22 protein-coding genes are annotated in these 23,644 nt (G+C 72.8%); 14 read left to right on the top strand and 8 right to left on the bottom strand.

The features are described from left to right. Positions 1-61: 61 nt before the first annotated feature. The 6 genes from J7E93_RS12545 to J7E93_RS12520 all read left to right on the top strand — a co-directional run bounded on the left by J7E93_RS12545 (position 62) and on the right by J7E93_RS12520 (position 8,519). Entirely contained in the window at positions 62-3,421 is a 3,360-nt protein-coding gene (locus tag J7E93_RS12545; RefSeq protein WP_215068525.1) for a non-ribosomal peptide synthetase, read from the top strand. Positions 3,422-3,483: 62 nt separating this feature from the next. Then, positions 3,484-4,299, top strand: a complete 816-nt coding sequence (locus J7E93_RS12540; protein ID WP_215068523.1) for a thioesterase II family protein — start codon at positions 3,484-3,486, stop codon at positions 4,297-4,299. Then, positions 4,283-5,311 carry a TauD/TfdA family dioxygenase gene (locus tag J7E93_RS12535; RefSeq protein ID WP_215068521.1) on the top strand — a complete coding sequence of 343 codons (1,029 nt, stop codon included), beginning with the start codon at positions 4,283-4,285 and terminating at the stop codon, positions 5,309-5,311. The genes J7E93_RS12540 and J7E93_RS12535 overlap by 17 nt, the downstream gene beginning before the upstream one ends. Continuing rightward, positions 5,308-6,297: a TauD/TfdA family dioxygenase gene (locus J7E93_RS12530; protein WP_215068519.1), complete on the top strand. Its 990-nt coding sequence runs from the start codon at positions 5,308-5,310 to the stop codon at positions 6,295-6,297. The genes J7E93_RS12535 and J7E93_RS12530 overlap by 4 nt, the downstream gene beginning before the upstream one ends. 25 nt (positions 6,298-6,322) lie before the next feature. Further along, positions 6,323-7,195, top strand: coding sequence for a 4'-phosphopantetheinyl transferase superfamily protein (locus J7E93_RS12525; RefSeq protein ID WP_251066437.1), 873 nt, complete (start codon positions 6,323-6,325; stop codon positions 7,193-7,195). Between the two features lie 82 nt (positions 7,196-7,277). Next, positions 7,278-8,519: a phosphatidylserine/phosphatidylglycerophosphate/cardiolipin synthase family protein gene (locus tag J7E93_RS12520; protein ID WP_215068517.1), complete on the top strand. Its 1,242-nt coding sequence runs from the start codon at positions 7,278-7,280 to the stop codon at positions 8,517-8,519. Positions 8,520-8,534: 15 nt separating this feature from the next. On the opposite strand, the gene J7E93_RS12515 is transcribed toward J7E93_RS12520, so the two are convergent. Further along, positions 8,535-9,131 carry an HD domain-containing protein gene (locus J7E93_RS12515; protein WP_215068515.1) on the bottom strand — a complete coding sequence of 199 codons (597 nt, stop codon included), beginning with the start codon at positions 9,129-9,131 and terminating at the stop codon, positions 8,535-8,537. An 85-nt stretch (positions 9,132-9,216) separates the two neighbouring features. On the opposite strand from J7E93_RS12515, the gene J7E93_RS12510 reads away from it, so the two are divergent. Beyond that, positions 9,217-10,206 (top strand): aldo/keto reductase, encoded by a 990-nt coding sequence (locus J7E93_RS12510; RefSeq protein ID WP_215068513.1) that lies wholly within the window; start codon positions 9,217-9,219, stop codon positions 10,204-10,206. 45 nt (positions 10,207-10,251) lie between these two features. Here J7E93_RS12510 and J7E93_RS12505 read toward each other — a convergent pair whose 3' ends face one another. Further along, a complete protein-coding gene (locus J7E93_RS12505; protein WP_215068511.1) occupies positions 10,252-10,761 on the bottom strand; it encodes a MarR family winged helix-turn-helix transcriptional regulator in 510 nt (169 codons plus the stop codon). A 33-nt stretch (positions 10,762-10,794) separates the two neighbouring features. Between J7E93_RS12505 and J7E93_RS12500 the strand changes: the two genes are divergently transcribed. Continuing rightward, complete coding sequence (locus J7E93_RS12500) at positions 10,795-11,217, top strand: carboxymuconolactone decarboxylase family protein (RefSeq protein ID WP_215068509.1); 423 nt, start codon at positions 10,795-10,797, stop codon at positions 11,215-11,217. Here the strand turns inward: J7E93_RS12500 and J7E93_RS12495 are convergent. Together J7E93_RS12495 and J7E93_RS12490 are read right to left on the bottom strand one after the other, a co-directional pair. After that, entirely contained in the window at positions 11,201-11,374 is a 174-nt protein-coding gene (locus J7E93_RS12495) for a DUF397 domain-containing protein (RefSeq protein ID WP_215068495.1), read from the bottom strand. The genes J7E93_RS12500 and J7E93_RS12495 overlap by 17 nt on opposite strands. Beyond that, positions 11,371-12,180: a helix-turn-helix transcriptional regulator gene (locus J7E93_RS12490; protein ID WP_215068493.1), complete on the bottom strand. Its 810-nt coding sequence runs from the start codon at positions 12,178-12,180 to the stop codon at positions 11,371-11,373. The genes J7E93_RS12495 and J7E93_RS12490 overlap by 4 nt, the downstream gene beginning before the upstream one ends. A gap of 241 nt (positions 12,181-12,421) precedes the next feature. Here J7E93_RS12490 and J7E93_RS12485 point away from each other — a divergent pair, with 241 nt between their 5' ends. Beyond that, entirely contained in the window at positions 12,422-13,333 is a 912-nt protein-coding gene (locus J7E93_RS12485; protein WP_215068491.1) for a hypothetical protein, read from the top strand. A 63-nt stretch (positions 13,334-13,396) separates the two neighbouring features. On the opposite strand, the gene J7E93_RS12480 is transcribed toward J7E93_RS12485, so the two are convergent. Continuing rightward, positions 13,397-14,095: a GDSL-type esterase/lipase family protein gene (locus tag J7E93_RS12480; RefSeq protein ID WP_215068489.1), complete on the bottom strand. Its 699-nt coding sequence runs from the start codon at positions 14,093-14,095 to the stop codon at positions 13,397-13,399. Positions 14,096-14,361: 266 nt separating this feature from the next. On the opposite strand from J7E93_RS12480, the gene J7E93_RS12475 reads away from it, so the two are divergent. From J7E93_RS12475 to J7E93_RS12465, 3 genes are all read left to right on the top strand, one after another. After that, positions 14,362-15,027 (top strand): hypothetical protein, encoded by a 666-nt coding sequence (locus J7E93_RS12475; protein WP_251066435.1) that lies wholly within the window; start codon positions 14,362-14,364, stop codon positions 15,025-15,027. An 8-nt stretch (positions 15,028-15,035) separates the two neighbouring features. Further along, positions 15,036-15,854 carry a hypothetical protein gene (locus J7E93_RS12470; protein WP_215068488.1) on the top strand — a complete coding sequence of 273 codons (819 nt, stop codon included), beginning with the start codon at positions 15,036-15,038 and terminating at the stop codon, positions 15,852-15,854. A 74-nt stretch (positions 15,855-15,928) separates the two neighbouring features. Continuing rightward, positions 15,929-16,915, top strand: a complete 987-nt coding sequence (locus J7E93_RS12465) for a WD40 repeat domain-containing protein (protein ID WP_215068486.1) — start codon at positions 15,929-15,931, stop codon at positions 16,913-16,915. A 155-nt stretch (positions 16,916-17,070) separates the two neighbouring features. Here the strand turns inward: J7E93_RS12465 and serC are convergent, their stop codons facing one another. Next, a complete protein-coding gene (gene serC, locus J7E93_RS12460) occupies positions 17,071-18,195 on the bottom strand; it encodes a phosphoserine transaminase (RefSeq protein ID WP_215068484.1) in 1,125 nt (374 codons plus the stop codon). Positions 18,196-18,246: 51 nt separating this feature from the next. Here serC and J7E93_RS12455 point away from each other — a divergent pair, with 51 nt between their 5' ends. Continuing rightward, the gene (locus J7E93_RS12455; RefSeq protein ID WP_215068482.1) at positions 18,247-21,063 is read left to right on the top strand and encodes an FAD-binding and (Fe-S)-binding domain-containing protein; all 2,817 of its coding nucleotides are present in this window, start codon (positions 18,247-18,249) and stop codon (positions 21,061-21,063) included. A 70-nt stretch (positions 21,064-21,133) separates the two neighbouring features. On the opposite strand, the gene J7E93_RS12450 is transcribed toward J7E93_RS12455, so the two are convergent. Beyond that, complete coding sequence (locus J7E93_RS12450) at positions 21,134-22,084, bottom strand: GlxA family transcriptional regulator (protein ID WP_251066434.1); 951 nt, start codon at positions 22,082-22,084, stop codon at positions 21,134-21,136. Between the two features lie 82 nt (positions 22,085-22,166). On the opposite strand from J7E93_RS12450, the gene J7E93_RS12445 reads away from it, so the two are divergent. Continuing rightward, a complete protein-coding gene (locus J7E93_RS12445; RefSeq protein WP_215068480.1) occupies positions 22,167-22,760 on the top strand; it encodes an MBL fold metallo-hydrolase in 594 nt (197 codons plus the stop codon). 26 nt (positions 22,761-22,786) lie between these two features. On the opposite strand, the gene J7E93_RS12440 is transcribed toward J7E93_RS12445, so the two are convergent. Further along, positions 22,787-23,644 (bottom strand): LysR family transcriptional regulator, encoded by an 858-nt coding sequence (locus tag J7E93_RS12440; RefSeq protein WP_215068473.1) that lies wholly within the window; start codon positions 23,642-23,644, stop codon positions 22,787-22,789.

The raw sequence follows: 23,644 nt of genomic DNA, 5'->3' as shown, positions 1-23,644 counted from the left end.
CCCGCCCCGGCACGCCGTTCACGCCGCTGCCGTCGTACCCGTCGTTCCACGGAGGATTCCCTTGAGCACCCCGTTCTCTGCCGAGCAGCTGCGGCTCCTCGACAAGCTGCTGGACGAAGCCGGCGCCGGCAAGGCGGCGGACCGCATCCCGCGCCGCGGCGGCGACCTCTCCCGCGCCGAACTGTCCTTCGGCCAGGAGCGCCTCTACATCGTCGAGCGGATGCGGCCCGGCTCCGCCATGTACGTCGGCTCGGGCGCGCTGCGCCTGCGCGGCGACCTGGACGCCGACGCGCTCCGCCGCTCCCTGGCGTTCCTGGTCGACCGGCACGAGGTGCTGCGGACCGGTCTGGAAGAGAACGGCGACCGCGTCGAGCAGGTCGTCCACCCGGCCGGCAGCCTCCCGCTGGAGCTTCCGCTGCGCGAGGTCACCGGCGACGAGGTGACGGCCGAGGTGACCCGGGCCGCCTCCGAGGGCTTCGACCTCGCACGGCCGCCGCTGCTGCGCGCCACCCTGCTTCGGGTGACCGACGCCGAGGAGCCCGAGTGGGTCCTCGTCCTGTGCGTGCACCACATCGTCGTGGACGGCTGGTCCCTCGGCCTCCTGATGGGCGAGATGGGCGCCGTCTACGCCGCACTGGCCTCCGGTGAGGAGCCGAAGCTGCCCGAGCCCTCCCTCCAGTACGCCGACTTCGCGGTCTGGCAGCGCGCCCGCCTGGAGCAGGGCGTACTGACCGAGCAGATGGAGTTCTGGCGCGGCGAACTGGCCGGCCTGCCCTCCAACGACATCCCCACCGACCGGCCCCGCCCGGCGGAGCGCACCTACGCGGGCGGTACCGCACCGATCACCCTGCCGGCCGAGCTCGTCGCCCGGCTGCGCGGGCTGACCGACCAGTCCCAGGCCACCCTCTTCATGGCGCTGGTAGCCGCCTGGTCGACCGTCCTCGGGCGCTGGTCGGGCGACGACGACGTCATCGTCGGCACCCCCATGGCGGGCCGCCGCCATGCCGAACTCGAGGACGTCGTCGGCTTCTTCGTCAACACACTGCCCCTGCGCGTGCGCCAGGAGCACGGCGACACCTTCCGCGGCCTGCTGCTGCGCACCCGCGAGGTATGCAACCGGGCGCAGGAGCACCAGGACGTGCCCTTCGAGCGGATCATCCACGAACTGCAGCCCGACCGGGACGTCTCCGGGCAGACCGCGCTGGCCCGCCACTGGCTCGCCCTGCACAACACCCCTCCGGTGGCGTTCTCCGCGCCCGGCCTCGACTGCCAGGTGCTGCCCGCCCTGGTCGGCACCGTGCGCTGCGACCTCTCCGTGCAGCTCGCCCCGGACGGCGACGGCGGCCTCGCCGGCTGGCTGGAGTACTCCACCGAGCTGTACGACGCGTCCACCGCGCGCCGCCTCGCCACCGCCTTCGAGACGGTCCTCGCGGCCGTCACCGCCGACCCCGACCTCCCGGTCGGCGCGCTCCCCGTCCTCGGCGACGAGGAACTGGCCCAAGTGCTGCAGGAGTTCAGCAACGCGGGCACGGAGCCGCTCACCGGACCCGCGCTGCCGCAGTGGTTCGAGGCCCGGGCCGACGCCACCCCCGACGCCGTGGCCGTGACGGTCGACGAGACCGGTGAGAGCCTCACCTACGCCGAGCTCGACGGCCGCGCGAACCAGGTGGCCCACCTGCTGGCCGAGCGGGGCATCGGCCCCGAGGACCGGGTCGCGGTCTGCCTGCACCGGGGCGTCGCGCTCCTGCCGGCCGTCCTCGGCGTGTTCAAGGCCGGTGCGGTCTACCTGCCGCTCGACCCCGACTATCCGAGGGCCCGGCTCGACCAGCTCGTCGAGGACGGCCGGCCCTCCCTCGTCCTCACCAGCGCCGACCTCGTCGGCCACTTCCCGGGACAGCGCCGCCTTGACGTCACCGGCAGCGAGGTCTCCCGCCGCCCGCTCGACCGCCCGGAACCCGCCCGTACGGGCCCCGACTCCGCCGCGTACCTCCTCTTCACCTCCGGCTCGACCGGCCGGCCCAAGGGCGTCGTGAACACCCACCGGGGTCTGCTCAACCGGTTGCACGGCATGCAGCGCGACTACCGGCTCGCCGCCGGCGACCGGGTGCTCCAGAAGACCCCGCTCGGCTTCGACGTGTCGCTGTGGGAGCTGCTGTGGCCGCTGGTCACCGGCGCCACTGTGGTCACCGCCCGGCCGGGCGGCCACCGGGACGTGGAGTACCTCCACGAGATCCTCGACCGCCACCGCGTCACCCTCTGTCACTTCGTGCCGTCCATGCTCGCGGCCTTCCTCGACACCCCCGACGGCGGACACGAGTCGCTGCGCGTGCTCCTCAGCGGCGGCGAGGAGCTCCCGGCCGCCCTCGCCGGGCGGGTCCTGGAGCGCTACCCGCACGCCGAGCTGCACAACCAGTACGGGCCCACCGAGGCCGTCATCGACGTCACCGCCGGGCGCGTCACCACCGCGACGGACGCCCGGGTGCCGATCGGCCGCCCCGTCCCGGGTGTGGAGCTCTACGTCCTCGACGACGCGGGCCGCCCGCAGCCGGTCGGCGTCCCCGGCCAGCTGTACATCGGCGGCGCCCAGACCGCGCGCGGCTACCTCGACCGCCCCGGCCCGACGGCGGCCGCCTTCGTCCCGCACCCCTTCGCCACCGGCCAGCGGCTGTACGCCACGGGCGACCTGGCCCACTGGCGTCCGGACGGCACGGTCGAGTTCCGGGGCCGGGCCGACGGCCAGGTGAAGATCCGCGGCAACCGCGTCGAGACCGGCGAGATCGAAGCCGTCCTGCGCGCGCACCCCGACCTCACCGGCGCACTGGTCACGGCCCACCCCGACGAGGACGGCCGGCCGCAGCTCGTCGGTTACGTCACCGGCGAGGCCCGTGTCCCCGCGGTACAGGAGTACCTGCGCGAGCGGCTCCCCGAGGCCATGGTCCCCACCCACCTGATGGTCCTCGACGGCTGGCCGCTGAGCGACCACGGCAAGCTGGACCTCTCCGCGCTGCCCCGCCCGGACGGCGCCCGCCAGGCGGCCGGCCCCGAGCACACCGCGCCCCGCACCCCCACCGAGGAGGCCGTCGCCCAGATCTGCGCGGAGCTCCTCAAGGTGGAGCGGCTCGGGGTGTACGACTCCTTCTTCGACCTGGGGGGCCACTCGCTGCTCGCGATCCGGGCCATCGCCCGGATCCGCTCCAACCTCGGAGTCGGCCTGCGCATCGGCCAGTTCCTGCAGGCGCCGACGGTCGCCGCGCTCGCGGTCCTCGTCGACGAGCAGCTCCAGGCCCAGCAGGACGGCGAACAGCGGGACGGCGGCGCGCAGCCCGGGGCCGCGGCGCCCATTCCGCGCGTCGACCGCGGCGCGCAGTCCGCGGCGGCGGCGCCCATTCCGCGCATCGACCGCGGCACGTACCGAGGCTGACCGAGGCCGACCGCGCCCTCACGACCCGACCGCCCCGACCGACCCGACGGAGTCCGAACCCCATGACGTCCCCGACGGCGGACCGCCCCGCCGCCCAGGTCACCTCGCCGCAGGAGCGGTGGCTGCGCGGCTTCCGGCCGGCCACCGCCTCCGCGTCGGTCCGGCTGGTCTGCCTGCCGCACGCCGGCGGCTGGGCGAGCTTCTTCCGCACCTGGACGGATCTGCTGCCCGACACCTACGACCACCGGGTGGTCCAGTACCCGGGCCGCGAGAGCCGGATGGCCGACGCGTACGTCACCGAACTGCACGAGCTCGCCGACCAGGTCACCGAGGCGCTGCTGCCGCTACGCGACCTGCCGCTGGTCCTCTTCGGCCACAGCATGGGCGCCTCACTCGCGTACGAGGTGGCGCGGCGCCTGCAGGAGCGGGGCCACCCGCCGCACCACCTCGTCGTCTCCGGACACGGCGCCCCCTCCACCCGGCGGCCCGGCACCGTCCACACCCTGGACGACGCCGCGTTCCTGGAACGGATCAGGGAGCTGGGCGGCATCGACGACGCGGTGTTGCGCCATCCGGAGCTGCTCGAACTGGTCCTGGGCCCGCTGCGCAACGACTACCGGCTGATCGAGACGTACCGCCCCCGCGAGCTGCCCGTCCTCTCCTGCCCGATCACGGCCGTGCGCGGCGACCGGGAGACCGGGCACACCCCGGACCAGGCCCGTGCCTGGGGCGAGCTCACCGCCGGCGACTTCGCCCTGCTCACCCAGCCCGGAGGCCACTTCTACCTCAAGGACCGGGCGGCCGAGCTGATCGCGGAGCTGCTGCCGCGCCTGGCACTTCCCACCGATCTGGAGACCTCTGATGACACACGTGCATGACACCCCGGCCGCGCCCGTGGCGTGGGAGGACGGCCGCGCCCTGCCCGCCCTCGTCCGCGCGGCGGACCCCGGCACCGACCTCGCCGCATGGATCCGCGCCAACCGGCCGCTCGTCGACGACCTGGCCGTACGCGCCGGGGCGGTCCTCTTCCGCGACTTCGCGGTCACCGGCTCCGCCGAGTTCCGCTCGGTGATGGACGCCCTGTCCGACCGGGTCCTGGAGTACGGCGAGCGCTCCTCGCCCCGCACCGAGGTGTCGGACGGCATCTACACGTCCACCGAGTACCCCGCCGACCAGCACATCCTGCTCCACAACGAGCAGTCGTACTCCCACAACTGGCCGATGCGGATCGTCTTCTGCTGCGAGAAGCCCGCCGAGCGGGGCGGACGCACCCCGCTCGCCGACTCGCGGCGGATCCTCGCGGCGCTGCGCCCCGAGACGGTCGAGAAGTTCGAGCGGCTCGGTGTGCAGTACGTACGCAACTACCTCCCGGGCATCAGCCTGTCCTGGCAGGAGGCCTTCCAGACGGAGGACCCCGAGCAGGTCGCCGCGTACTGCGCGACCGCCGGCATCGCCGTCGAGTGGGTCGACGGGGGCCAGCTGAGGACCCGGCAGACCCGCCCCGCCGTGCACACCCACCCGGTCACGGGGGAGCGGACCTGGTTCAACCACGCGGTGTTCTTCCACATCACCTCGCTGCCGGAGGAGGTCAGCACCGGGCTGCGCGAGGCGCTGGAGGAGGAGGACCTGCCGTACAACACGTACTACGGCGACGGCACCCCGATCGAGGACGAGACCCTCGCCGAGCTGCGGGCCGCCTTCGCCGCCGAGACGACCGGCTTCGACTGGGAACTGGGCGACGTCCTGGTCGTGGAGAACATGATCACGGCGCACGCCCGGGAGCCCTTCGAGGGCGCCCGCCGCATCCTCGCCGCGATGTCCGACCCCGTGCGTACGGAGACGGCCGCGCCCGCCGCCCGCGCCGGCGACGAGGAAGGGGTGGCGGCATGACCGAGACCTTCACCGGCGGACGCGTGACGGCCGCCCCCGTCGACCCCGAGCCCTTCCTCCTCAGGATCGAGGCGGCCGAGCCCGGCCTGCGCCTGGACCATTGGATCTCCGCCCACCACGCCCGGCTGACCGACGAACTGGAGCGCCACGGCGCGCTGCTCTTCCGTGGCTTCGCGCTGGAGAGCCCGGCGGACTTCGGCGCCGCGGCCCGGGCCTTCTCGCCCGATCTGCTCGACTACCTGGAGCGGGCCGCGCCCCGCACCGAGATCGTCGACAAGGTCTTCACCTCGACCGAGCTCAGCGAGGACCAGTGGATCGCCTTCCACCACGAGATGTCGTACTCCCACAACTGGCCCGGCAGGCTCTACTTCTACGGCGACCGGCCGTCCGCGACGGGCGGAGCCACGCCCGTCGCCAGTGAGCGCGCCGTCCTCCCGAAGATCCCGGCGGAGCTGCGCGAACGCTTCCAGCGCCACGGCGTCACGTACGTCCGCAACTACAGCCCCGACCTCGACATCCCGTGGCAGGTCGTCTTCCAGACCGAGGACCGGGCCGAGGTGGAGGCCTACTGCCGCGCCTCGCGCACCGACTTCGAGTGGATCGGCCGCGACGGCCTGCGCACCCGGGCGGTCCGCCAGGCCGTCAGCAGGCACCCGCGCACGGGGGAGACGGTGTGGTTCAACCACGCCCACCTCTGGCACATCTCCACCCTCCCCACCGAGGTGGCGGCCTATCTGCTGGACGAGTACGGCCCCGAGGGCGTGCCGCGCAACGCGTTCTACGGCGACGGCTCGCCGATCGAGGACGACGCCGTGGAGCTCATCGGCCGGCTCTACGAGGAGGCCGCCGTCTCCCTGCCCTGGCAGCGCGGCGACATGCTCGTGGTCGACAACTTCCTCGCCACGCATGCCCGCGAGCCGTTCAGCGGCGACCGGCGCATCCTCGTCGCCATGTCCGACCTGCACGTGAACCGGGACATCCGGTGATCGGCGCCGGGGGGTGCGCGCTCCCATGACGGTCCCCGCGCACGCCCACCCGCAGCCGCTCCCGCCCGCCCACCGGCACGTCCACGGTCTCCCGCACGTCCACCCGCACGTCCACGGTCTCCCGCACGCCCTCCCGGCGGACTGGCCCACCTCGCTGCCCGCCCCCGCGGACGGCGCGGCGGATCTGTGGCTGCTGCGTGTCCCCGAGGACACGGCGGCCGCCCCGGACCCGGCGCCCCTGGACCTGTCCGTGCTCGACGAGCACGAGCGGCGGCGGGCGTCCTCCTTCGTCAAGGACCGCGACCGGCACCGCTACACGATGGCGCACCTCACGCTCCGCCGGCTCCTGGGCGCCTATCTCGGGGTGGCGGCGGAGGAGGTCCGGTTCCACTCCGAGCCCTGTCCCTGCTGTGGCGGCCCGCACGGCCGCCCGGCGGTGGCCCAGGGCCGGACCCCCCTGCACTTCTCGCTGTCGCACGGCGGCGACCTGGTGCTGGTGGGGGTGGCGTCGGTCCCCATCGGTGTCGACGTGGAGGCGCTGCCGGAGCTGGAGGTCGTCGCCGAACTCGGCGCGGCCCTCCACCGGGCGGAGGCGCGCGAGGTGGCGGCGGCCTCGCCGGAGGAGAGCCGCTCGGTCTTCGCCCGGCTGTGGGTGCGCAAGGAGGCGTATCTCAAGGGCATCGGCACCGGTCTCGGCCGGGACCTGGACCTGGACTACCTCGGTGAGGACCCGGGGACGGCCGGCGCCCCGCCCGGGTGGCGGATCGTCAATGTCCTCGGCCTTCCCGACCACGCGGCGGCCGCAGCACTCCGCACCCCGCGCAGCGTTCCGCTCAGCATCCGCTGGCTCGATCCCGCGTCGCTCGGGCCGGTACCGGGCACCCGTACGGGGATCTGAGTCAGGACGCCCGCACGCCCGCCGTGAATCGCCGCGGTCCCCGCCCCGGGGGCCGCGGCGCCGCATCACCCAGGAGAAGCCCATGTCGACGGCCCAGGACCTGCCCGTGGTGGGCGCCGAACCCGGCGCCCGGCCAGGCGACCCCCGCGGCACGCAGCCCGGGGCGGTGCCGGAGCGCGCCACGCGCATCCGGCGCCGCCTGGAGCGGCTGATCGGCACGCCGGCCACCGAGCTCAACAGCCTGCTACCGCTGCGCAACGGCGACGAGATCTTCTCGGCGATGCTGGCGAGCATCCGATCGGCGCGGCGGACCGTCGACATGATGACCTTCGTGTACTGGCGTGGGGCGATCGCCCGGGAGTTCGCGGACGCGCTCGCGGCCCGGGCCAGGGCCGGGGTCCGCGTCCGGCTGCTCCTGGACGGCTTCGGCAGCCGGCTCATCGAGCAGGACCTGCTGGACGCGATGGCCAGGGCAGGGGTTCATGTCGCCTGGTTCCGACGGCCGATGTGGCTGTCGCCGTTCAAGCAGAACCACCGCTGCCACCGCAAGGTGCTCGTCGTCGACGAGACGACCGCCTTCACGGGCGGGGTCGGCATCGCGGAGGAGTGGTCCGGCGACGCCCGCGACGAGGCGGAGTGGCGCGAGACGCACTTCCGGGTGCGCGGGCCGGCCGTCGACGGGATCGCGGCCGCGTTCGTCCAGAACTGGGCCGAGTGCCACGACACCCTCTTCGACGGCCGGGACCGGTTCGTCGAACACCGGCCGCAGGGGCGGGCGGTCGTCCAGGTGGTCCGGGGCTCGGCGAGCGTCGGCTGGCAGGACGTACGGACCCTGCTGCGGGTCGTCCTCGAATCGGCGGAGGAACGCATCCGGCTCACCACCGCCTACTTCGCCCCCGACACCTACTTCGCCGACCTGCTCAAGGCCGCCGCCCGCCGGGGTGTGGAGGTGGAGGTCCTGGTCCCGGGCCGGCACACCGACAAGCCCGTGTGCCGGCTGGCCGGCCGGCGCCTGTACGCGGGGCTCCTCGACGCGGGCGTGACGATCTGGGAGTACGGGCCTTCGATGATGCACGCGAAGGTGCTCACCATGGACGGCACGCTCTCGCTCGTCGGCTCGGCCAACTTCAACCGCCGCTCCCTCGACCATGACGAGGAGGTCGTGCTCGCGGTCCTGGACGAGGAGCTGACCGCCACGCTGGACGGGCACTTCGACCAGGACCGCGCGCTGAGCGAGCGCATCGACCCGGTGAGCTGGGCCGCCCGGTCGCCGCTGCAGCGGCTGCGGGAGCACTCGGTGGTTCCCATCCGCCGCTTCCTGTGACGCGGGCCGGCCGCGCTATCTGTCGAGCTGGTTGCTGAGGATCCGCTCGGCGATGTTGTTGCGCATCGCGTCGGCCGCGGAGCTCTTCGGCTTGCGCTCCGCCTGGTCGCGGAAGCAGCCGAGGAACTCCTCCGCGATCCCCAGCCGGGGGTATCGCTCCAGGACCTCCGCCTTGAACGCGGGGGAGAAGTCGTCCATGTACCGGCCGGAGATGTCCAGGCTGGTCGAACGCTCCAGGAGGTAGCCCTCCGGGTCCACGTTCACGTCGACCTCGTCGAGCATGTGCGCGATGACGACCTCCACCAGCCGCTGCCGCCGGGCCACCGGCCAGCCGGCGCCTGCCCCGAACACCCAGGCCACTGCGCCGCTCGCGTCGTCGAAGCCCACGGTGTGGCTGTCGAACTCCGGTACCAGGGCGATGTCGTGGAACATCGCTCCGACGTACAGCAGCTCGGGGTCGAAGTCGATGCCCGCGGCCGTGCCGTGGGCGGCGGCCCAGACGTAGGCCCGTACGGAGTGGTTCAGCAGCGCCGGGGAGCAGTAGGCGGTGGCCACTTCCAGGGCGGTGGCGCAGGCCGGGGTGTCCGGTGTCTTCATCGCGTCGAATGTCATGTCCGCGAGTATCGCGTGCGGGTGGGGGCGGTCCGGACTCGGCACCCTTGCTTGGAGCGCGCTCCATCGAGTTGGCTGGTGGACCATGAAGTACACACAGCTCGGACGTACGGGACTCAAGGTCAGCCGACTGGTGCTCGGCACCATGAACTTCGGCCCGCAGACGGAAGAGGCGGACAGCCACGCGATCATGGACGCGGCGCTGGACGCGGGTCTGAACTTCTTCGACTCGGCCAACGTCTACGGATGGGGCGAGAACAAGGGCCGGACCGAGGAGATCATCGGAAGCTGGTTCGCGCAGGGCGGGGACCGCCGCGACAAGGTGGTCCTGGCCACCAAGGTCTACGGGAACATGGCCGCGGACGGGGAAGCGTGGCCCAACCACGACCGTCTCTCGGCCGTCAACATCCGCCGCGCCGTGGAGGGTTCCCTCAAGCGGCTCGGCACCGACTACATCGACGTCTACCAGTTCCACCACATCGACCGGCACACCCCCTTCGAGGAGATCTGGCAGGCCGTCGACGTCCTGATCCAGCAGGGGAAGATCCTCTACGCCGGTTCGTCGAACTTCCCCGGCTACAAGATCGCCCAGGCGAACGAGGTGGCCGCCCGGCGCGGGATGGTCGGCCTGGTCAGCGAGCAGTGCCTCTACAACCTGGCCGAGCGCCGCGCCGAGATGGAGGTCCTTCCGGCGGCCCAGGACTACGGCCTCGGGGTCATCCCCTGGTCGCCGCTGCACGGCGGGGTGCTGGGCGGAGTGATCAGGAAGGAGGTCGAGGGGGGCCGGCGTGCGTCGGGCCGCGCGGCCGAGACCCTGGCGGACCCGGCGGCCCGGGCCCGGATCCAGGCGTACGAGGACCTGCTCGACAAGCATGGCCTGGAGCCGGGGGAGGCGGCCCTGGCCTGGCTGCTGACCCGCCCGGGCGTCACGGGTCCGATCATCGGCCCGCGGACGGCCGACCAGTTGGAGAGCGCCCTGCGCGCGCTGGAGGTGGAGCTGAGCGAGGAGATCCTGACGTCCCTCGACGAGATCTTCCCGGGCCCGGGCCCGTCCCCGGAGGCGTTCGCCTGGTAGTGCGGGCGCCGAGCGGCGCCGGCGTCGGGGACGGCGTCGGCGCCGCTACGCGCCACCCAGCCAGCTCGTCGCGTCCAGCCGGTACGTCGTCTCCGCCGGTACGACGGTCCGCAGCGCCGCCTCCATGTCCCGGACCCGCCCGGGGCCGAGGGTCGCGGTCCACTCGGCGCGCAGCTCGTCGAAGATCGCGGCGGAGCGGGCCAGGGCGTCGTAGCCGCGCGGGGTGAGGCGGACGAGCTTGCGGCGGGCATCGGCGGGGTCGTCGGCCCGCTCGGCGTACCCGACGGCGAGGAGCCGGTCGACGGTCTTGCCGGCCGCCTGCTTGGAGACGCCGAGCCGCCGCCCGATGTCGCTGGCGGTGGCTCCCTCGCCCCCGATGGCCTGCATGGCGAAGCCGTGGGCGGGGCGGAGGTCGGGGTGCCCCTGGCGGGCGAGTTCGGCGTGGAGCCGGTCGATGAGGGTGCGGAAACCGGCGAAGAGGAGCAGCGGCAGCTCATACCCCTTGCCGTTATCGACAACCTGGTTTACGTTCTTCTCATCGCCATGGTCAACCATGTTGTCCATTCTATCCACGCGCCGGGAGAAGCCTTGCTCCACGAGTCCCACGACCTGTCCGCCCGCACCGCCAACGCCGTAGCGCTCCTGAAGGAGTCCCCGCACACCCTGGAGGGCTTCCTGAAGCTGAGCGAGATCTTCGAGTCCACGACCCTGGACCCCCACTCCCGCGAGACGGTCATCCTGACGGTCGCCGCCCGCAACCAGTGTCACCTCTGCATCGACATGCACGAGTCGAAACTGTCCCAGCTGGGCCCCGCACCCGACCCGGAACGCCTCGACGCCGTCCGCCGGTTCACCCTCCGCGCCCTGGCCTCCTCGGGCGCGGTCACGGACGCGGAACTCGACGCTCTCCACGCGGCCGGCTACACGCGCCAGAACGCCCTGGAGGTGATGCTCGGCATCGGCACCTACACGATCTCCACCTTCGCGAACCGCCTCACCGGAGCCGCCTGACGAACTCCGCCCAAGGGGCAGGAGAGAGAGTGATCGAGGGCAGGGCCGGGTTCTTGGAGTCCCGGACGTGGATGGTGGCGGGGGTGAGGGCGACCTCGATGCATTCGCCTTCGCCGCCGCTGTAACTGCTCTTGAACCAGTCCAGGTCCGTGCTCATAGCTCCTGTGCCACCCGTTCGATCAACTTCGTGGACTCGTCCGGCGTGAGTGCCTGCGCTCGCAGAATGCCATATTTGCCGAACAGATTGCCCAGGTCAGGCTGTTCGTCTACGAAGTACCCGCCGCTAGGCCCTTCGACGTAGGCGAGCTGCCTGTGTTCGGCCGTTTCCAGCAGAATCATCGGGCCGTTCAGCCCGGCATGGGTCTGGCGGTCGTGTGGCATGACCTGGATCTCGACATGGCGGAGCTGCTGAATGTCGAGGACGAAGTGCAACTGTTCCTTGAGCACGGCCGGCCCGCCGATGGGGCGCGTGAGTGCGCTGTACTCCAGAACGTAACTGACGTTCGGCGGCGGCTTTCGGTGGAAGAGCTGCTGGCGCGCAAGCCGCGCCGCCGTCTGCTTCTCGACCTCCTCGTCGTCGTACGTCGGGTAGCGGTTGCTCGTATAGACCGCCTGCGCGTAGGCCTTGGTCTGCAACGACCCTGGGATGACATGGTTCTGGTACGTGTGGAGTGCGACCGCCTCGGCCTCCGCTGCGAGGTAGTCCTCGGTCCACGGTCGAAGCCCGTTCTCGGGGAACAACTCCTCGGCCAGGGCCAGCAGCGCGCCTTGCGCGCCCAGGGCATCGTCTGCGACGGTCACGAACCGGCCCCGCGGCTGACGCTCCCCCCGTTCCACCATCGCCACCTGCGACTTGGAGAAACCCAGCCTCGTCGCCAGGCCCTCCTGTGACATCCCCACCTTCTGCCGGTGGAACCGCAACAGTGCTCCGAAGCCCTTCGAGCCCCGTTCCCCTGAGTGCACGACATCCTCCCCGAGTGCACAGACCTGCTCGAACTTCGCCCAGTACTGGTCGCATTGAACCCCGGCGAGGAGTCGGACGCCCCGTGAAGCGGGGGAAAGGGCCCGTGTGGGTGCTCGCTTCCTCGCGTGTGCGGTACGGTGATCGCATCACTACGCTCCGTGAGAAATGGAGCGGTCCCCGGGGGTGCGCCAACACCGTCCGAGGACCTACACCGCGATGGGACGACAGGAGTCCACCGGGATGCTTCGGCATGCTATCGCGCCCCTTCGGCGCTATACGAAGGCCTCGCACGACGTCGTACGCCACCCTCGGCTGAGCAGCGATGCCAAGGTGCTGCTGCTGTACGTCCAGGGCCTCCCCGGCCACGAGTGCGGCAAGGCCCTCAGCGAGCACGCGCTGCGGCTCGGAATCAAGGGGCGGGCCTACCAGAAGGCCAAGGAACAGCTGGTCGTCTGCGGGTACTTCCACGAGTGGCGGTGGCAGAACGACCGGGGGCGGTGGATCACCGACCAGCTCCTGTCGAATGTCACCCTCACGCGTGAGGAGGCGAACGCGGCGAGGGACGGTGTGGACACCCACCGGCCACCGAGTGGGCCGGAACCGGCGGTCGGTGATTCGGGGGGCCGGACGGTCGGAACCTCTCTACCGGTAGTAGAGGAAGAACGGGAAGAGACTCTTCCCCACCCCCCACCCGAAGAACCGGCGGTCGTCGACGGTGAAACCGCCGCCGCCGAGCGCGTGTTGCTCTCGCTGCGTCACGACCACCGCGACCTCCACCTCGGCGTCCGCGAAGCCCGGGGCCTCGCCGAGGCGGCCGCCGAGTGGCTGCGCCGTGGCGTCTCGGTGGGCGAGCTGCGGGCGGCCCTGACCTCGGGGCTTCCGGGGAGTGGGGTCCGCTCCGCGGTGGGCTTCCTCCGTCATCGCCTGATCGAGAAGCTCCCGGCGCCGGCCGTGAGGACGCCGAGCGCGCCGCCCGGAGCCCTGGTCGTCTGCAAGGGACCCGGCGACGAGCACGTCTTCCGCCCGCTGGGCGACGAAACCCACTGCGGCCCCTGCCGCACGGCCGCCGCCGCGGCGGCTCCTCCCGACCGGACCCCCGCACGAACGGTCCCGTGGCGCACGCGAGTCGCGGAGGAAGCGGCCCGGGGGTAAGGGGTCCGGGGGGCCCCAAGGGCGACCGCCCGCGGAAGCGTCCGGTGCGGCGCCTCCCGCCGGTCAGTGCGGCGGCCGGACCGCCGCCGCATAAGGGAAGCCCAGGCCCCACGCCTGGTGCATCGCGTCAGCGAAGGCCCCCGCCAGTTTGTGTTCGCCCGTCGGGCCGGGGTGGGTGCCGTCGTGGGTGTCCGTGTGGATGTCGTACGACTCGGGGGTCGTCGCGAGCAGCAGGGGCGAGGCCGCCGTGTCCAGGTCCGCGACCGCCTTCGCGAGCAGCTCGTTGAAGCGCTCGCAGGCGGCCGCGAAGGGGGCGTCGGACTCGGCCCGGACGTTCGGGATGACCGGCATCAGCACGGCCTTGACGTGCGGGTTCGCCGCGCGGGCCGCCGCCACGAAGGCGCGGACGTTCGCCGCCGTCTGGTCGGCGTCGGTGTAGAAGCCGAGGTCGATCAGGCCCAGCGAGACCAGCAGCACGTCCGCCTCCGCCGTGGCGACCGACTCCTCGATCAGCGGCGCCATGTGCAGCCAGCCCTCGCCCCATCCCGCCAGATGGCGCCGGGCGGGCGCGGGGAACGCCGGGTCGGCGTAGTCGTGCGAGAGGGGCGCGTCGGCGGCCGTGTCGTACAGCGCGGTGCGCGGGCCGACGATCTCGTACCGCCCGGGCAGGGCCCTTTCGAGGTGCTGCCACATCCGGTGGCGCCAGGTGTGGTCGCCGGCCTGTCCGATGGTGCAGCTGTCGCCGACGAACATGAAACGCATGGCGACCATCATCACCGACGGTGGTGGCGGGCTGCGACGTGATCCCCGACACGGTGCAGAGGTGAGGCGGAGTGTTCCCGCCCCTCGCCGCGCAGAGCGCACCATGTCGGGTCAAGCTCGACCCTTCTCGGGATTTCCGCCCTCTTCGCCCAACTCCCTTTCGCAGTAAGGAAATTGCTCGCCTTCGAGCGTGAAGAAAGGGCTACTCTCTCCCGCGTGCAACACAGATCACCGAAGTGACACTGACAGCACGAAGAAGGGGAACCGTGCAGATAGCCACGGAGAGAAGGAACCGCCGCCGCGCCGCGAGATGGGGCACCTTCGCCGTCGCGGTGACGATCGGGATCGGTGCCGGTGTGGCCTGGGCCGCCGTGACCGACAACATCCACCCCACCGCGAACAACACGGGGACGTGTCACAACGACCCCGACGGCGGTGACGGACAGATCAGCTGCCGCACCGACAACGCCGCCGTCAGCTACTACATGGACAGCGGCGGCGAGTACGAACTGGAGTCCCCCGACCGGACCGCCGTGCAGAGCACCATGAGCAACGACTACGGGCCCACGGACCTGACGATCTCCTACGACTCCTCGCCGGTCTTCAGCGGCGACGCCGAGACGGACATCGTCTACCAGGAGGGCTCGACCAACCTCTCCGACAGCTCGGACGGCGTCACCTGGTGCAACGACGCGGTGGACGGCAGCTCCTACGGCTGCGACCAGCAGTACATCCGTATCCGCGGCGCCGGCTACTACTCGCGCGGTCTCTCCTGCCACGAGACCGGGCACGCCATCGGACTCGTGCACGGCCAGCAGGCCTCCCCCCGGCTCACCAACACGAACACCGCCCTCGGCTGCATGGTGACGCCGGTCGGTGACGGTGTCGGCCTCGGAGCCAACAACCGGGACAACATCAACTCCGTCTTCTAGGGGGAACTGTGAGACGCCGTACACGTATCGCGGCCGCCGGGGCGACGGCCGTTGCCGCCGCCGCCGTCACCGCCACGGTCCTGACCGCCACGAACCTGATGAACGCCACCTCGAACGGGCCGGCCGTCGGACAGCATCGACCGGGGGACGGCGTGGTCCTCGGCGAGGCGGCCGACCACCTGCCCAGCACGACCGCGGTGGACTGGGTCACCTACGCCGACCACGTCGTCGTGGTCTCCGCCGTCGCCGAGCGGCGTATCCCGCCGAGCCGCCAGGAGCTCGACCGCGGCGAAGGGGTCATCGGCCGTCAGGTCACGCTGAAGATCGACAAGGTGCTGTGGTCCCGTGACGGGGCGGCCAGGCCCGCGCCGAAGACTTGGGACTACAACGCCTTCGGCTGGCAGTTCACCGGCGGCGCCGTCGACGCCCCGCGCAAGATGGCCATGCACGAGCGGCCCCGGGTGGAGCCCGGACACTCCTACATCATGGCCATGGTGTGGGAGGAGGCGCGGTGCGCGCCGGGCGACGCACCCGAGCCCGCCCGCTGGCGCGGCCTCGGCGAGGGCTCCGAGATCCCCTACGACGCCGGGATCATCGGCAACGGCGAGCTGGAGGGCCGCACGCACAAGACGGCCAAGGCCCGGAAGGCCCCCGCGCCGGCCCAGGCCTCGGCCTCGGCGGCCGGGGTGAACGCGGCCGACGCCGCCCTCGAGGAGCGGCTGGCCGGCCAGGCCGCCGACCTCCTCGCCGCGGAGCTGAAGGCCGCCAGGCCCACCGCGAAGAAGCAGTTCGCCGCCTCGGCCCGGGCCGCGGCCGACGGCTGCTGACCCACCCCGCACGGACAGCCGCCCCCGGGCTTCCCGGGGGCGGCCCTGCCGACGGCCATGGCACGCTTGGGTCCATGCGCTCGTTCCTGTACGCCTCCGGTGCCGCGGCCCTGGTCCTGCTCTGCGCCGCCGCCCCGGCCGGCGCCGCCGAGGCCGACCGGGACTTCACGATCAAGGACTCCCGGATCACCGAGTCCAGCGGCCTCGCCGCCAGCCACGCCCACCCCGGCGTCTACTGGACGCACAACGACCAGGACGCGCCGCTGATCTACGGCATCGACTCCCGTACCGGCGAGACGGTCGCGACGCTCACCATGAAGGGCGTCGGCACCCCCCGCGACATGGAGGCGATCTCGGTCGGCCCGGACGGCGACATCTACGTCGGCGACATCGGCGACAACCGCGACGGCACGTGGGACCACGTCTGGATCTACCGCTTCCCCGAGCCCAGGACGCTGAAGGACCAGACGGTCCAGGCGAAGCAGTACGACGTGAAGTACGCCGACGGGCCGCGCAACGCCGAGGCTCTGATGGTCCATCCGAAGACCGGCCGGGTCTACATCGCGAGCAAGAACGAGGACACCGGAGGCCTGTACGAGGGTCCCGAGCGGCTCTCTTCGGCGGGGACGAACGTCTTCCGGCGCGTCGACGACGTCCCCTGGGTGACGGACGGCGCGTTCTCGCCGGACGGCGACCGGCTCGTGCTGCGCGGCTACTTCAGCGCCACGTCGTACACATGGAAGGACGGGCGGCTCGGCGACGACGGCGCGTCCGTGGGGGCGCCCTTCCAGGGGCAGGCCGAGTCGGTGACGTACACGAAGGACGGCTCGGCGCTGATGTTCGGCTCGGAGGGGAAGCAGAGCCGGGTCGTGCGCGTGGACGTGACCGAGCGCGCCCCGGCCGGCAGCGGCCCGGCCCCCGCACCCTCGAAGTCCGGCTCGGCCGCGCCCGGCGGCACGGGCGACCCGGGCGAGCAGGGGAGCTTCACCCTCGGTGTGATCGTCCTCGGCGCCGCCACCGCCCTCGTCCTCGGCGGGAAGCGCCTCCTGCGGCGCGACTGACGAGCACCTCGAAGCCGTCGAGGCGGCGTTCGGCCGGTGCGCGCCGCCGGCGCCTGAGCCGGGGTGACCACGCACGAGGGCCCGGCATCGACCATGTCCGATGCCGGGCCCTTCGTACCGCTTCTTCGTACCGCTTCTACGTCCTGCTTCTACGCCTACTTCTGCAGCTGCTCGATCACGTAGTCGATGCAGGCCGTCAGCGCCTGCACGTCCGCCGGGTCGACCGCCGGGAACATCGCGATCCGCAGCTGGTTGCGGCCCAGCTTGCGGTACGGCTCGGTGTCCACGATGCCGTTGGCGCGCAGCACCTTGGCGACCGCCGCCGCGTCGACCTCCTCGGAGAAGTCGATCGTGCCGATGACCTGCGAGCGCTTGGCCGCGTCCGTGACGAACGGCGTCGCGTACTTCGAGTCCTCGGCCCAGCCGTACAGCGCCTGGGAGGACTCCCTGGTGCGGGCCACGGCCCAGTCCAGACCGCCCTGGCCGTTGATCCACTTCAGCTGCTCGTTGAGCAGGAAGAGGGTCGCCAGGGCCGGAGTGTTGTACGTCTGGTTCTTCAGCGAGTTGTCGATCGCCGTCGGGAGCGAGAAGAACTCCGGGATGTGACGACCCGACTCGTGGATCTTCTTCGCCCGCTCCAGCGCGGCCGGGGAGAACGCCGCCAGCCACAGACCGCCGTCGGCGGCGAAGGACTTCTGCGGGGCGAAGTAGTAGACGTCCGACTCGGTGATGTCGACCGGGAGGCCGCCCGCGCCGGAGGTCGCGTCGACCAGGACCAGCGCGCCCTCGTCGGCGCCCGCGACCCGCTTGATCGGGGCGGCGACACCGGTCGAGGTCTCGTTGTGGGTGAACGCGTAGACGTCGACGCCCGCCTCGGCCTGCGGCTCCGGGTGGGTACCCGGGTCCGAGGAGATCACGGTCGGCTCTGCCAGCCAGGGGGCCAGCTTGGCGGCCTTCGCGAACTTGGAGGAGAACTCGCCGAAGCTCAGGTGCTGCGACTTGTTCTCGATCAGCCCGTGGGTCGCGATGTCCCAGAAGGCGGTGGAGCCGCCGTTGCCCAGGATCACCTCGTAGCCCTCGGGCAGCGAGAAGAGGTCACGCACTCCGGTACGTACCTCGCCGACCAGGTTCTTGACCGGGGCCTGGCGGTGGGACGTACCGAGGAGGGAGGTGCCGGTGGCGGCCAGGGCGTCCAGCGCCTCCGTACGCACCTTGGAGGGGCCCGCGCCGAAACGGCCGTCGGCGGGCTTGATGTCAGCGGGAATCCGGATCTCAGCCACGAGGCGGAGCGTATCCGGTCGGAAGGGTCGTGGGCGGACGATGTCCGCCGGATGAGACGACAGGTGAGACATGCTGACGTGGTGCGAAAAGACGAGGAGCTCCCGGAACTGGAAGCGGCGCTGCGCGCGGCCCTGGCCGGAGACGTCGACTTCGGCGTCACCGCGAGGGCCCTGACGACGATGGACGCGTCCAACTACCGCCGGGTGCCGCTGGGTGTGGTCGCCCCGCGCGACGCGGCGGACGTGGCGGCCGCGCTGTCCGTCTGCCGCTCGTACGGCGTACCGGTGGTCGCGCGCGGCGGCGGCACCTCGATCGCCGGCCAGGCCACGGGCACCGGCGTCGTGCTCGACTTCACACGCCACATGCGCGCCCTCGTCTCCGTCGACCCCGAGGCGCTCACGGCGGTCGTCCAGCCGGGCCTGGTCCTGGACCGGCTGCGCGCGGCGGTACGCCCCTACGGGCTGACCTTCGGCCCCGACCCCTCCACCCACAGCCGCTGCACCCTCGGCGGCATGATCGGCAACAACGCGTGCGGCGCCCACTCGGTGGCCTGGGGGACGACCGCAGACAACGTGCTCGGCCTCGACGTCCTCACGTACGGGGGAGCGGCCCTGCGCCTCGGCCGGGACTGGCAGGGCGCGCCCGCCGGACTGCGGGAGCTGGTCGGACGGAACCTGGCCGCACTGCGGACCGGCTACCCGGCCGGCCTCCCGCGCCGGATCTCCGGCTACGCCCTGGACGCGCTGCTGCCGGAGCGGGGCGCGGACGTGGCCCGCTCGTGCTGCGGCAGCGAGGGCACGCTGGGCGTGCTGACCGAGGCGACCGTACGCCTGGTGCGGGCGCCGGCCTCGCCCGTCCTGGCCGTCCTCGGATACGCGGACGAGAGCGCGGCGGCCGACGCGGCGGCCGGGCTGCTGCCGCACGGGCCGCTGACGGTGGAGGGCATGGCCGACGACCTCGTGCCCGGCGCCGAGCGGGAGCTGCTGCCGAGGGGCGGCGCGTGGCTCTTCGTCGAGACGGACGGGGAGAGCGCGGCCCGCAAACTGGTCCGGGCGGCGGACGCGCTCGACGCCGCCGTGGTGAGCGACCCGGCGGGGCAGCGGGCGCTCTGGCGGATCCGCGAGGACGCGGCCGGGACGGCGACCCGGATGCCGGACGGGGGCGAGGCCTGGCCCGGCTGGGAGGACTGCGCGGTGCCGCCGGCGCGCCTCGGCGCCTACCTGCGGGAGTTCCGGGCGCTGCTCGCCTCGTACGGGCTGCGGGGCACGCCGTACGGCCACTTCGGCGACGGCTGCGTCCACGTCCGGATCGACTTCGACCTGTGGACGGACGCCGGGGTGGGCCGCTTCCGGGAGTTCTCCGAGGCGGTCGCGGAGCTGGTCGTCGCGCACGGCGGATCGCTGTCGGGGGAGCACGGCGACGGGCAGGCGCGGGCGGAGCTGCTGCCGAAGATGTACGGCCCGGAGCTGGTCGGCCTCTTCGGTCGGGTCAAGGACCTGTGGGACCCGGACGGGGGCCTGAACCCGGGGATCCTGGTGCGGCCGAAGCCGCTGGACTCCGGGCTGCGCTTCGACGGGCTGCGCTCCGACGGGCTGCGCTCCGATGGGCTGGGCTCAGGGGAGCCGCGTTCCGACGGGCTGCGTTCCCAGGGGCTGCCCGTCGTCGTGCGCGAGGTGGCGCGGTGCGTCGGGGTCGCCAAGTGCCGGGTGGAGGGCCCGAGCACGGGCCCGGGCGTGATGTGTCCTTCGTACCGTGCGACGGGCGAGGAGCGGCACTCGACGCGGGGCAGGGCGCGGTTGCTGCACGAGATGGCCCTCGGGGAGGTCGTCACCGACGGCTGGCGGTCCGAGGAGGTCCGGGAGGCGCTCGACCTGTGCCTGTCCTGCAAGGGCTGCCGGAGCGACTGCCCGGTGGGCATCGACATGGCGTCGTACAAGGCGGAGTTCCTGCACCGTTATTACGAGGGTGCACGGCGGCCGTGGTCGCACGTCACCATGGGCCGGCTGCCGCAGTGGCTGCGCTGGTTCGGCCCGGCGCTGAACATCGGCCGGGCGCTCCCCTTCGCCGCGCGCCTGGCCGGGGTGATTCCGGAGCGGGAGCTTCCGCGGGTCGCCTCCCGGACGTTCGTCTCCTGGTTCGGCACCCGTCTGGAGACCCCCTCCGATGTGCTGCTGTGGCCCGACACCTTCACCAACCACCTCGGCCCGCAGGTCGGCCGCGCGGCGGTACGGGTCCTGGAGGCGGCCGGGGTACGGGTCGGCCTGCCGCCCGGCCGGGTCTGCTGCGGACTCACCTACGTCTCCACCGGCCAGCTCGACCGGGCGCGCAAGGTCATGCGCAAAACGGTCGACGTGATGGACACCGCGCCGGGCCCGGTGGTCGTCCTCGAACCGTCCTGCGCGGCGACCCTGACGACGGACCTGCCGGAGCTCCTGCCCGACGACCCCCGGGCCGGCCGGCTGGCCTCCTCCGTACGGACCTTCGCCCAGGCCCTTGAGGAGTTCGCCCCCACGTGGGAGCCGCCGCGCCTGGACCGCGAGGTGGCCGGCCAGACCCACTGCCATCAGCACGCGGTCCTCGGCGACGCGGCCGAACGCCGGCTGAGGGAGCGAGCGGGTCTGAAGGGCGAGCTGAGCGGCGGTTGCTGCGGTCTCGCGGGCAACTTCGGCTTCGAACCCGGCCACTACGAGGTATCCGTGGCCTGCGCGGAGGACCAGCTCCTCCCGGCCCTGCGGTCGGCCGCCGCGGACACGGTCGTCCTGGCCGACGGCTTCTCCTGCCGCACCCAGATCGACCATCTGACGGACCGCCATGGCCGGCACCTGGCGGAGGTCCTCGCCGAGGCCCTGCCGCCGCCGGGCCCCTGACCCCGGTCCGGGCTCACGTCCTCGCGAACGCGCTGCCGCCGCCCGGCCGCCGACCTCGGTACGGACCGGCTCACGTCCTCGTGAACGTGCGCCGGTACGTCCGGGGCGGCACGCCCCTGCGGCGGACGAACTGTTCGCGCAGGACGGCCGCGCTGCCGTAACCGACCAGGCGGGCGATCTCCTCGACCGGCAGGTCTGTTGTCTCCAGCAGCTCCTCCGCCCGGCCGAGCCGCAGACCGAGCACCCACGCGTGGGGCGTCGTACCCGTCGCGGCGGCGAAGCGGCGGGCGAAGGAACGGCGGCTCATCAGCGCGCGCCGCGCCAACTCGGCGACCGGAAGCGGCTCGTGGAGGTGCTCCCGCGCCCAGGCCAGCACCCCCGCGAGCCGCTCGTCCTCGCCGTCCTCGGGAACGGGGGCGGCCAGGTACTGCGCCTGCCCGCCGTCGCGGTGCGGCGGCAGGACGAGGTCGCGGGCGACGGCGTTGGCGGCGGCGGCACCGTACTCCCGGCGCAGCAGATGCAGGCAGAGGTCGAAACCGGCGGCCGCGCCCGCGCCCGTGAGGATCCGGCCCTCGTCGACGTACAGGGCGTCCGGCTCGACGGTCACGGACGGGTGCCGCCCGGCGAGCAGTGCGGCGAACCGCCAGTGGGTGGTGGCCCGCAGCCCGTCGAGCAGCCCCGCCGCGGCGAGCGCGAACGTACCGACACAGTGCGCCCCGACCACCGCCCCGCGCGCGTGCGCGGCGCGCAGGGCGTCGAGGACGGCGGGCGGTGGCGGGGTGCGGAAGTCGGCCCAGGGAAGGGCCAGTACGAGATCGGCGGTGGCGATCCGGTCGAGCCCGTGCTCGACGGCCAGCGGCACACCGAGGTCGGTGGGGACCTGGCCGGGCCGTTCGGAGCAGAGCGCGAAGTCGAAGCGGGGCAGCCCTGCGGGAGGGGCCCCGAAGACCTCGGCGACGAGTCCGACGGCGAGCATGCCGACCCGGGGCGGGACGTAGGCGACGACGTTCAGGAACCCCATGGCGCGGAGTGTGGCACAAAACCCGCGATCGGTGGCAGTACGGCCACTCGTGACGGGCCGCCGATCCGGCGAGGGTGGAGCCATGACAGAGAAGCCGCTCGGCACCAGCGCCCGACACACCGTCCTGACCACCGGTTACACCCTCTCCACCGGGCCCGGCGTCGCCGCCACCGTCTCGTACGTCTGCGACGGCGACCGGCATGTGATCGTCGACCCGGGCATGGTGGCCCACCGCGACCGCATCCTCGGCCCGCTCCTGGCGCTCGGCCTCGGACCCGACGACATCACCGACGTCGTCCTCAGCCACCACCACCCCGACAACACCCTGAACGTCGGCCTGTTCGGCCGGGCGCGGATCCACGACCACAAGGCGGAGTACCGCAACGACCAGTGGACCGACCGGGACGCGGAGGGCCACGAACTCACCCCGTCCCTGCGCCTGATCCGTACGCCGGGCCACAGCGCCGAGGACATCACGCTCCTCGCCGGCACGGCGGACGGCGTGGTCGCCTTCGCCGGTGACCTCTGGTGGCGTCCGGACGGCCCGGCCGACGACCCGGTGGCCCCCGACCGCGAGACGCTGCGCGCCTCGCGCCTGCGGGTCCTGGCGGCGGCGGACGTCATCGTCCCGGGGCACGGGGCGCCGTTCCCGGCCGGGGAGGGGGTGCCGGTGTAGCGAGCGGTGCGGCGTTCGGGCCCGGCTCACGCCTCTCGGGTGATCTCGTGCGCCAGCGCCACCAGCGCCCCGACCGCCGGGTGCGGGGAGGCGTCCCGCCAGGCGAGGACCACATGGACCGGGGGTGCGTCCGTCAGCGGGCGGTAGGTCACGCCCGGGTGGGGGTGCATCGCGGCCGTGGAGGCGGAGGAGACGCCGACGCCGCGGCCCGCCGCGATCGCGGTGAGCCAGTCGTCGGTGTTGGCGACGGTCAGCGTGCCGGCCGGGCGGTGGGCCGGCGGCCAGAGGTCGAGGGTCGTCGTGCCGGAGACGGTGTTGAGGACGACCCTCTCGCCGGCGAGGTCCGCGAGCAGCAGCGCCGGCCGGCCGCCGAGCGGGCTGTCCGCGGGCACGGCGGCGACCCGGGTCTCGGTCGCCAGCTCCGCCGTCGCCAGGCCCGGTGCGTCCACCGGCCCGCGGAGCAGCGCCGCGTCCACCTCGCCCCGGAGGAGGCCCGCCGTGCGGTCGTCGACGCGCAGGAGCTCCAGCGGGGTCTCGGGGTGCTCGCGCTGCCAGCGCCGTAGCAGGGGAGTGGTGTACGGGCCGAGCGCCGACCACGCGTGGCCCAGCCGCAGCGGCCGGTGACGCAGCCGTTCCGGGTCGAGAGCGGTGTCGAAGGCGGTGACCGCCGCCGCTGCCCGGTCGTGGAAGGCGCGGCCTTCGGCGGTGAGGGCGAGGTGGTGGGTGGAGCGGTCGACGAGCCGGACGCCGAGGTGTTTCTCCAGGGCGGCGAGCGTACGGGAGACGGCGGGCTGGGTGAGATGGAGCCGGGCCGCGGCCCTGGTCACATTGCCCTCCTCGGCGATCGCGAGGAAGCAGCGGAGGTGACGCAGCTCGATGCCCAT

Source organism: Streptomyces sp. ISL-36 (genome assembly GCF_018614205.1).
GTDB lineage: Bacteria > Actinomycetota > Actinomycetes > Streptomycetales > Streptomycetaceae > Streptomyces.
Note: the sequence above shows the minus strand (reverse complement) of the source record. Positions and strands in the feature narration are given on the sequence as shown.

Bases quoted from the DNA above. Each gene is read 5' to 3' on its own strand.
- J7E93_RS12440 (WP_215068473.1), bottom strand. From the start codon at position 23,644: ATGGGCATCGAGCTGCGTCACCTCCGCTGCTTCCTCGCGATCGCCGAG.
- J7E93_RS12540 (WP_215068523.1), top strand. From the start codon at position 3,484: ATGACGTCCCCGACGGCGGACCGCCCCGCCGCCCAGGTCACCTCGCCG.
- J7E93_RS12505 (WP_215068511.1), bottom strand. From the start codon at position 10,761: ATGGTTGACCATGGCGATGAGAAGAACGTAAACCAGGTTGTCGATAAC.
- J7E93_RS12535 (WP_215068521.1), top strand. From the start codon at position 4,283: ATGACACACGTGCATGACACCCCGGCCGCGCCCGTGGCGTGGGAGGAC.
- J7E93_RS12495 (WP_215068495.1), bottom strand. From the start codon at position 11,374: ATGAGCACGGACCTGGACTGGTTCAAGAGCAGTTACAGCGGCGGCGAA.
- J7E93_RS12520 (WP_215068517.1), top strand. From the start codon at position 7,278: ATGTCGACGGCCCAGGACCTGCCCGTGGTGGGCGCCGAACCCGGCGCC.
- J7E93_RS12525 (WP_251066437.1), top strand. From the start codon at position 6,323: ATGACGGTCCCCGCGCACGCCCACCCGCAGCCGCTCCCGCCCGCCCAC.
- J7E93_RS12450 (WP_251066434.1), bottom strand. From the start codon at position 22,084: ATGGGGTTCCTGAACGTCGTCGCCTACGTCCCGCCCCGGGTCGGCATG.
- J7E93_RS12445 (WP_215068480.1), top strand. From the start codon at position 22,167: ATGACAGAGAAGCCGCTCGGCACCAGCGCCCGACACACCGTCCTGACC.
- J7E93_RS12515 (WP_215068515.1), bottom strand. From the start codon at position 9,131: ATGACATTCGACGCGATGAAGACACCGGACACCCCGGCCTGCGCCACC.
- J7E93_RS12465 (WP_215068486.1), top strand. From the start codon at position 15,929: ATGCGCTCGTTCCTGTACGCCTCCGGTGCCGCGGCCCTGGTCCTGCTC.
- J7E93_RS12480 (WP_215068489.1), bottom strand. From the start codon at position 14,095: ATGCGTTTCATGTTCGTCGGCGACAGCTGCACCATCGGACAGGCCGGC.
- J7E93_RS12510 (WP_215068513.1), top strand. From the start codon at position 9,217: ATGAAGTACACACAGCTCGGACGTACGGGACTCAAGGTCAGCCGACTG.
- J7E93_RS12530 (WP_215068519.1), top strand. From the start codon at position 5,308: ATGACCGAGACCTTCACCGGCGGACGCGTGACGGCCGCCCCCGTCGAC.
- J7E93_RS12455 (WP_215068482.1), top strand. From the start codon at position 18,247: ATGAGACGACAGGTGAGACATGCTGACGTGGTGCGAAAAGACGAGGAG.
- J7E93_RS12485 (WP_215068491.1), top strand. From the start codon at position 12,422: ATGCTTCGGCATGCTATCGCGCCCCTTCGGCGCTATACGAAGGCCTCG.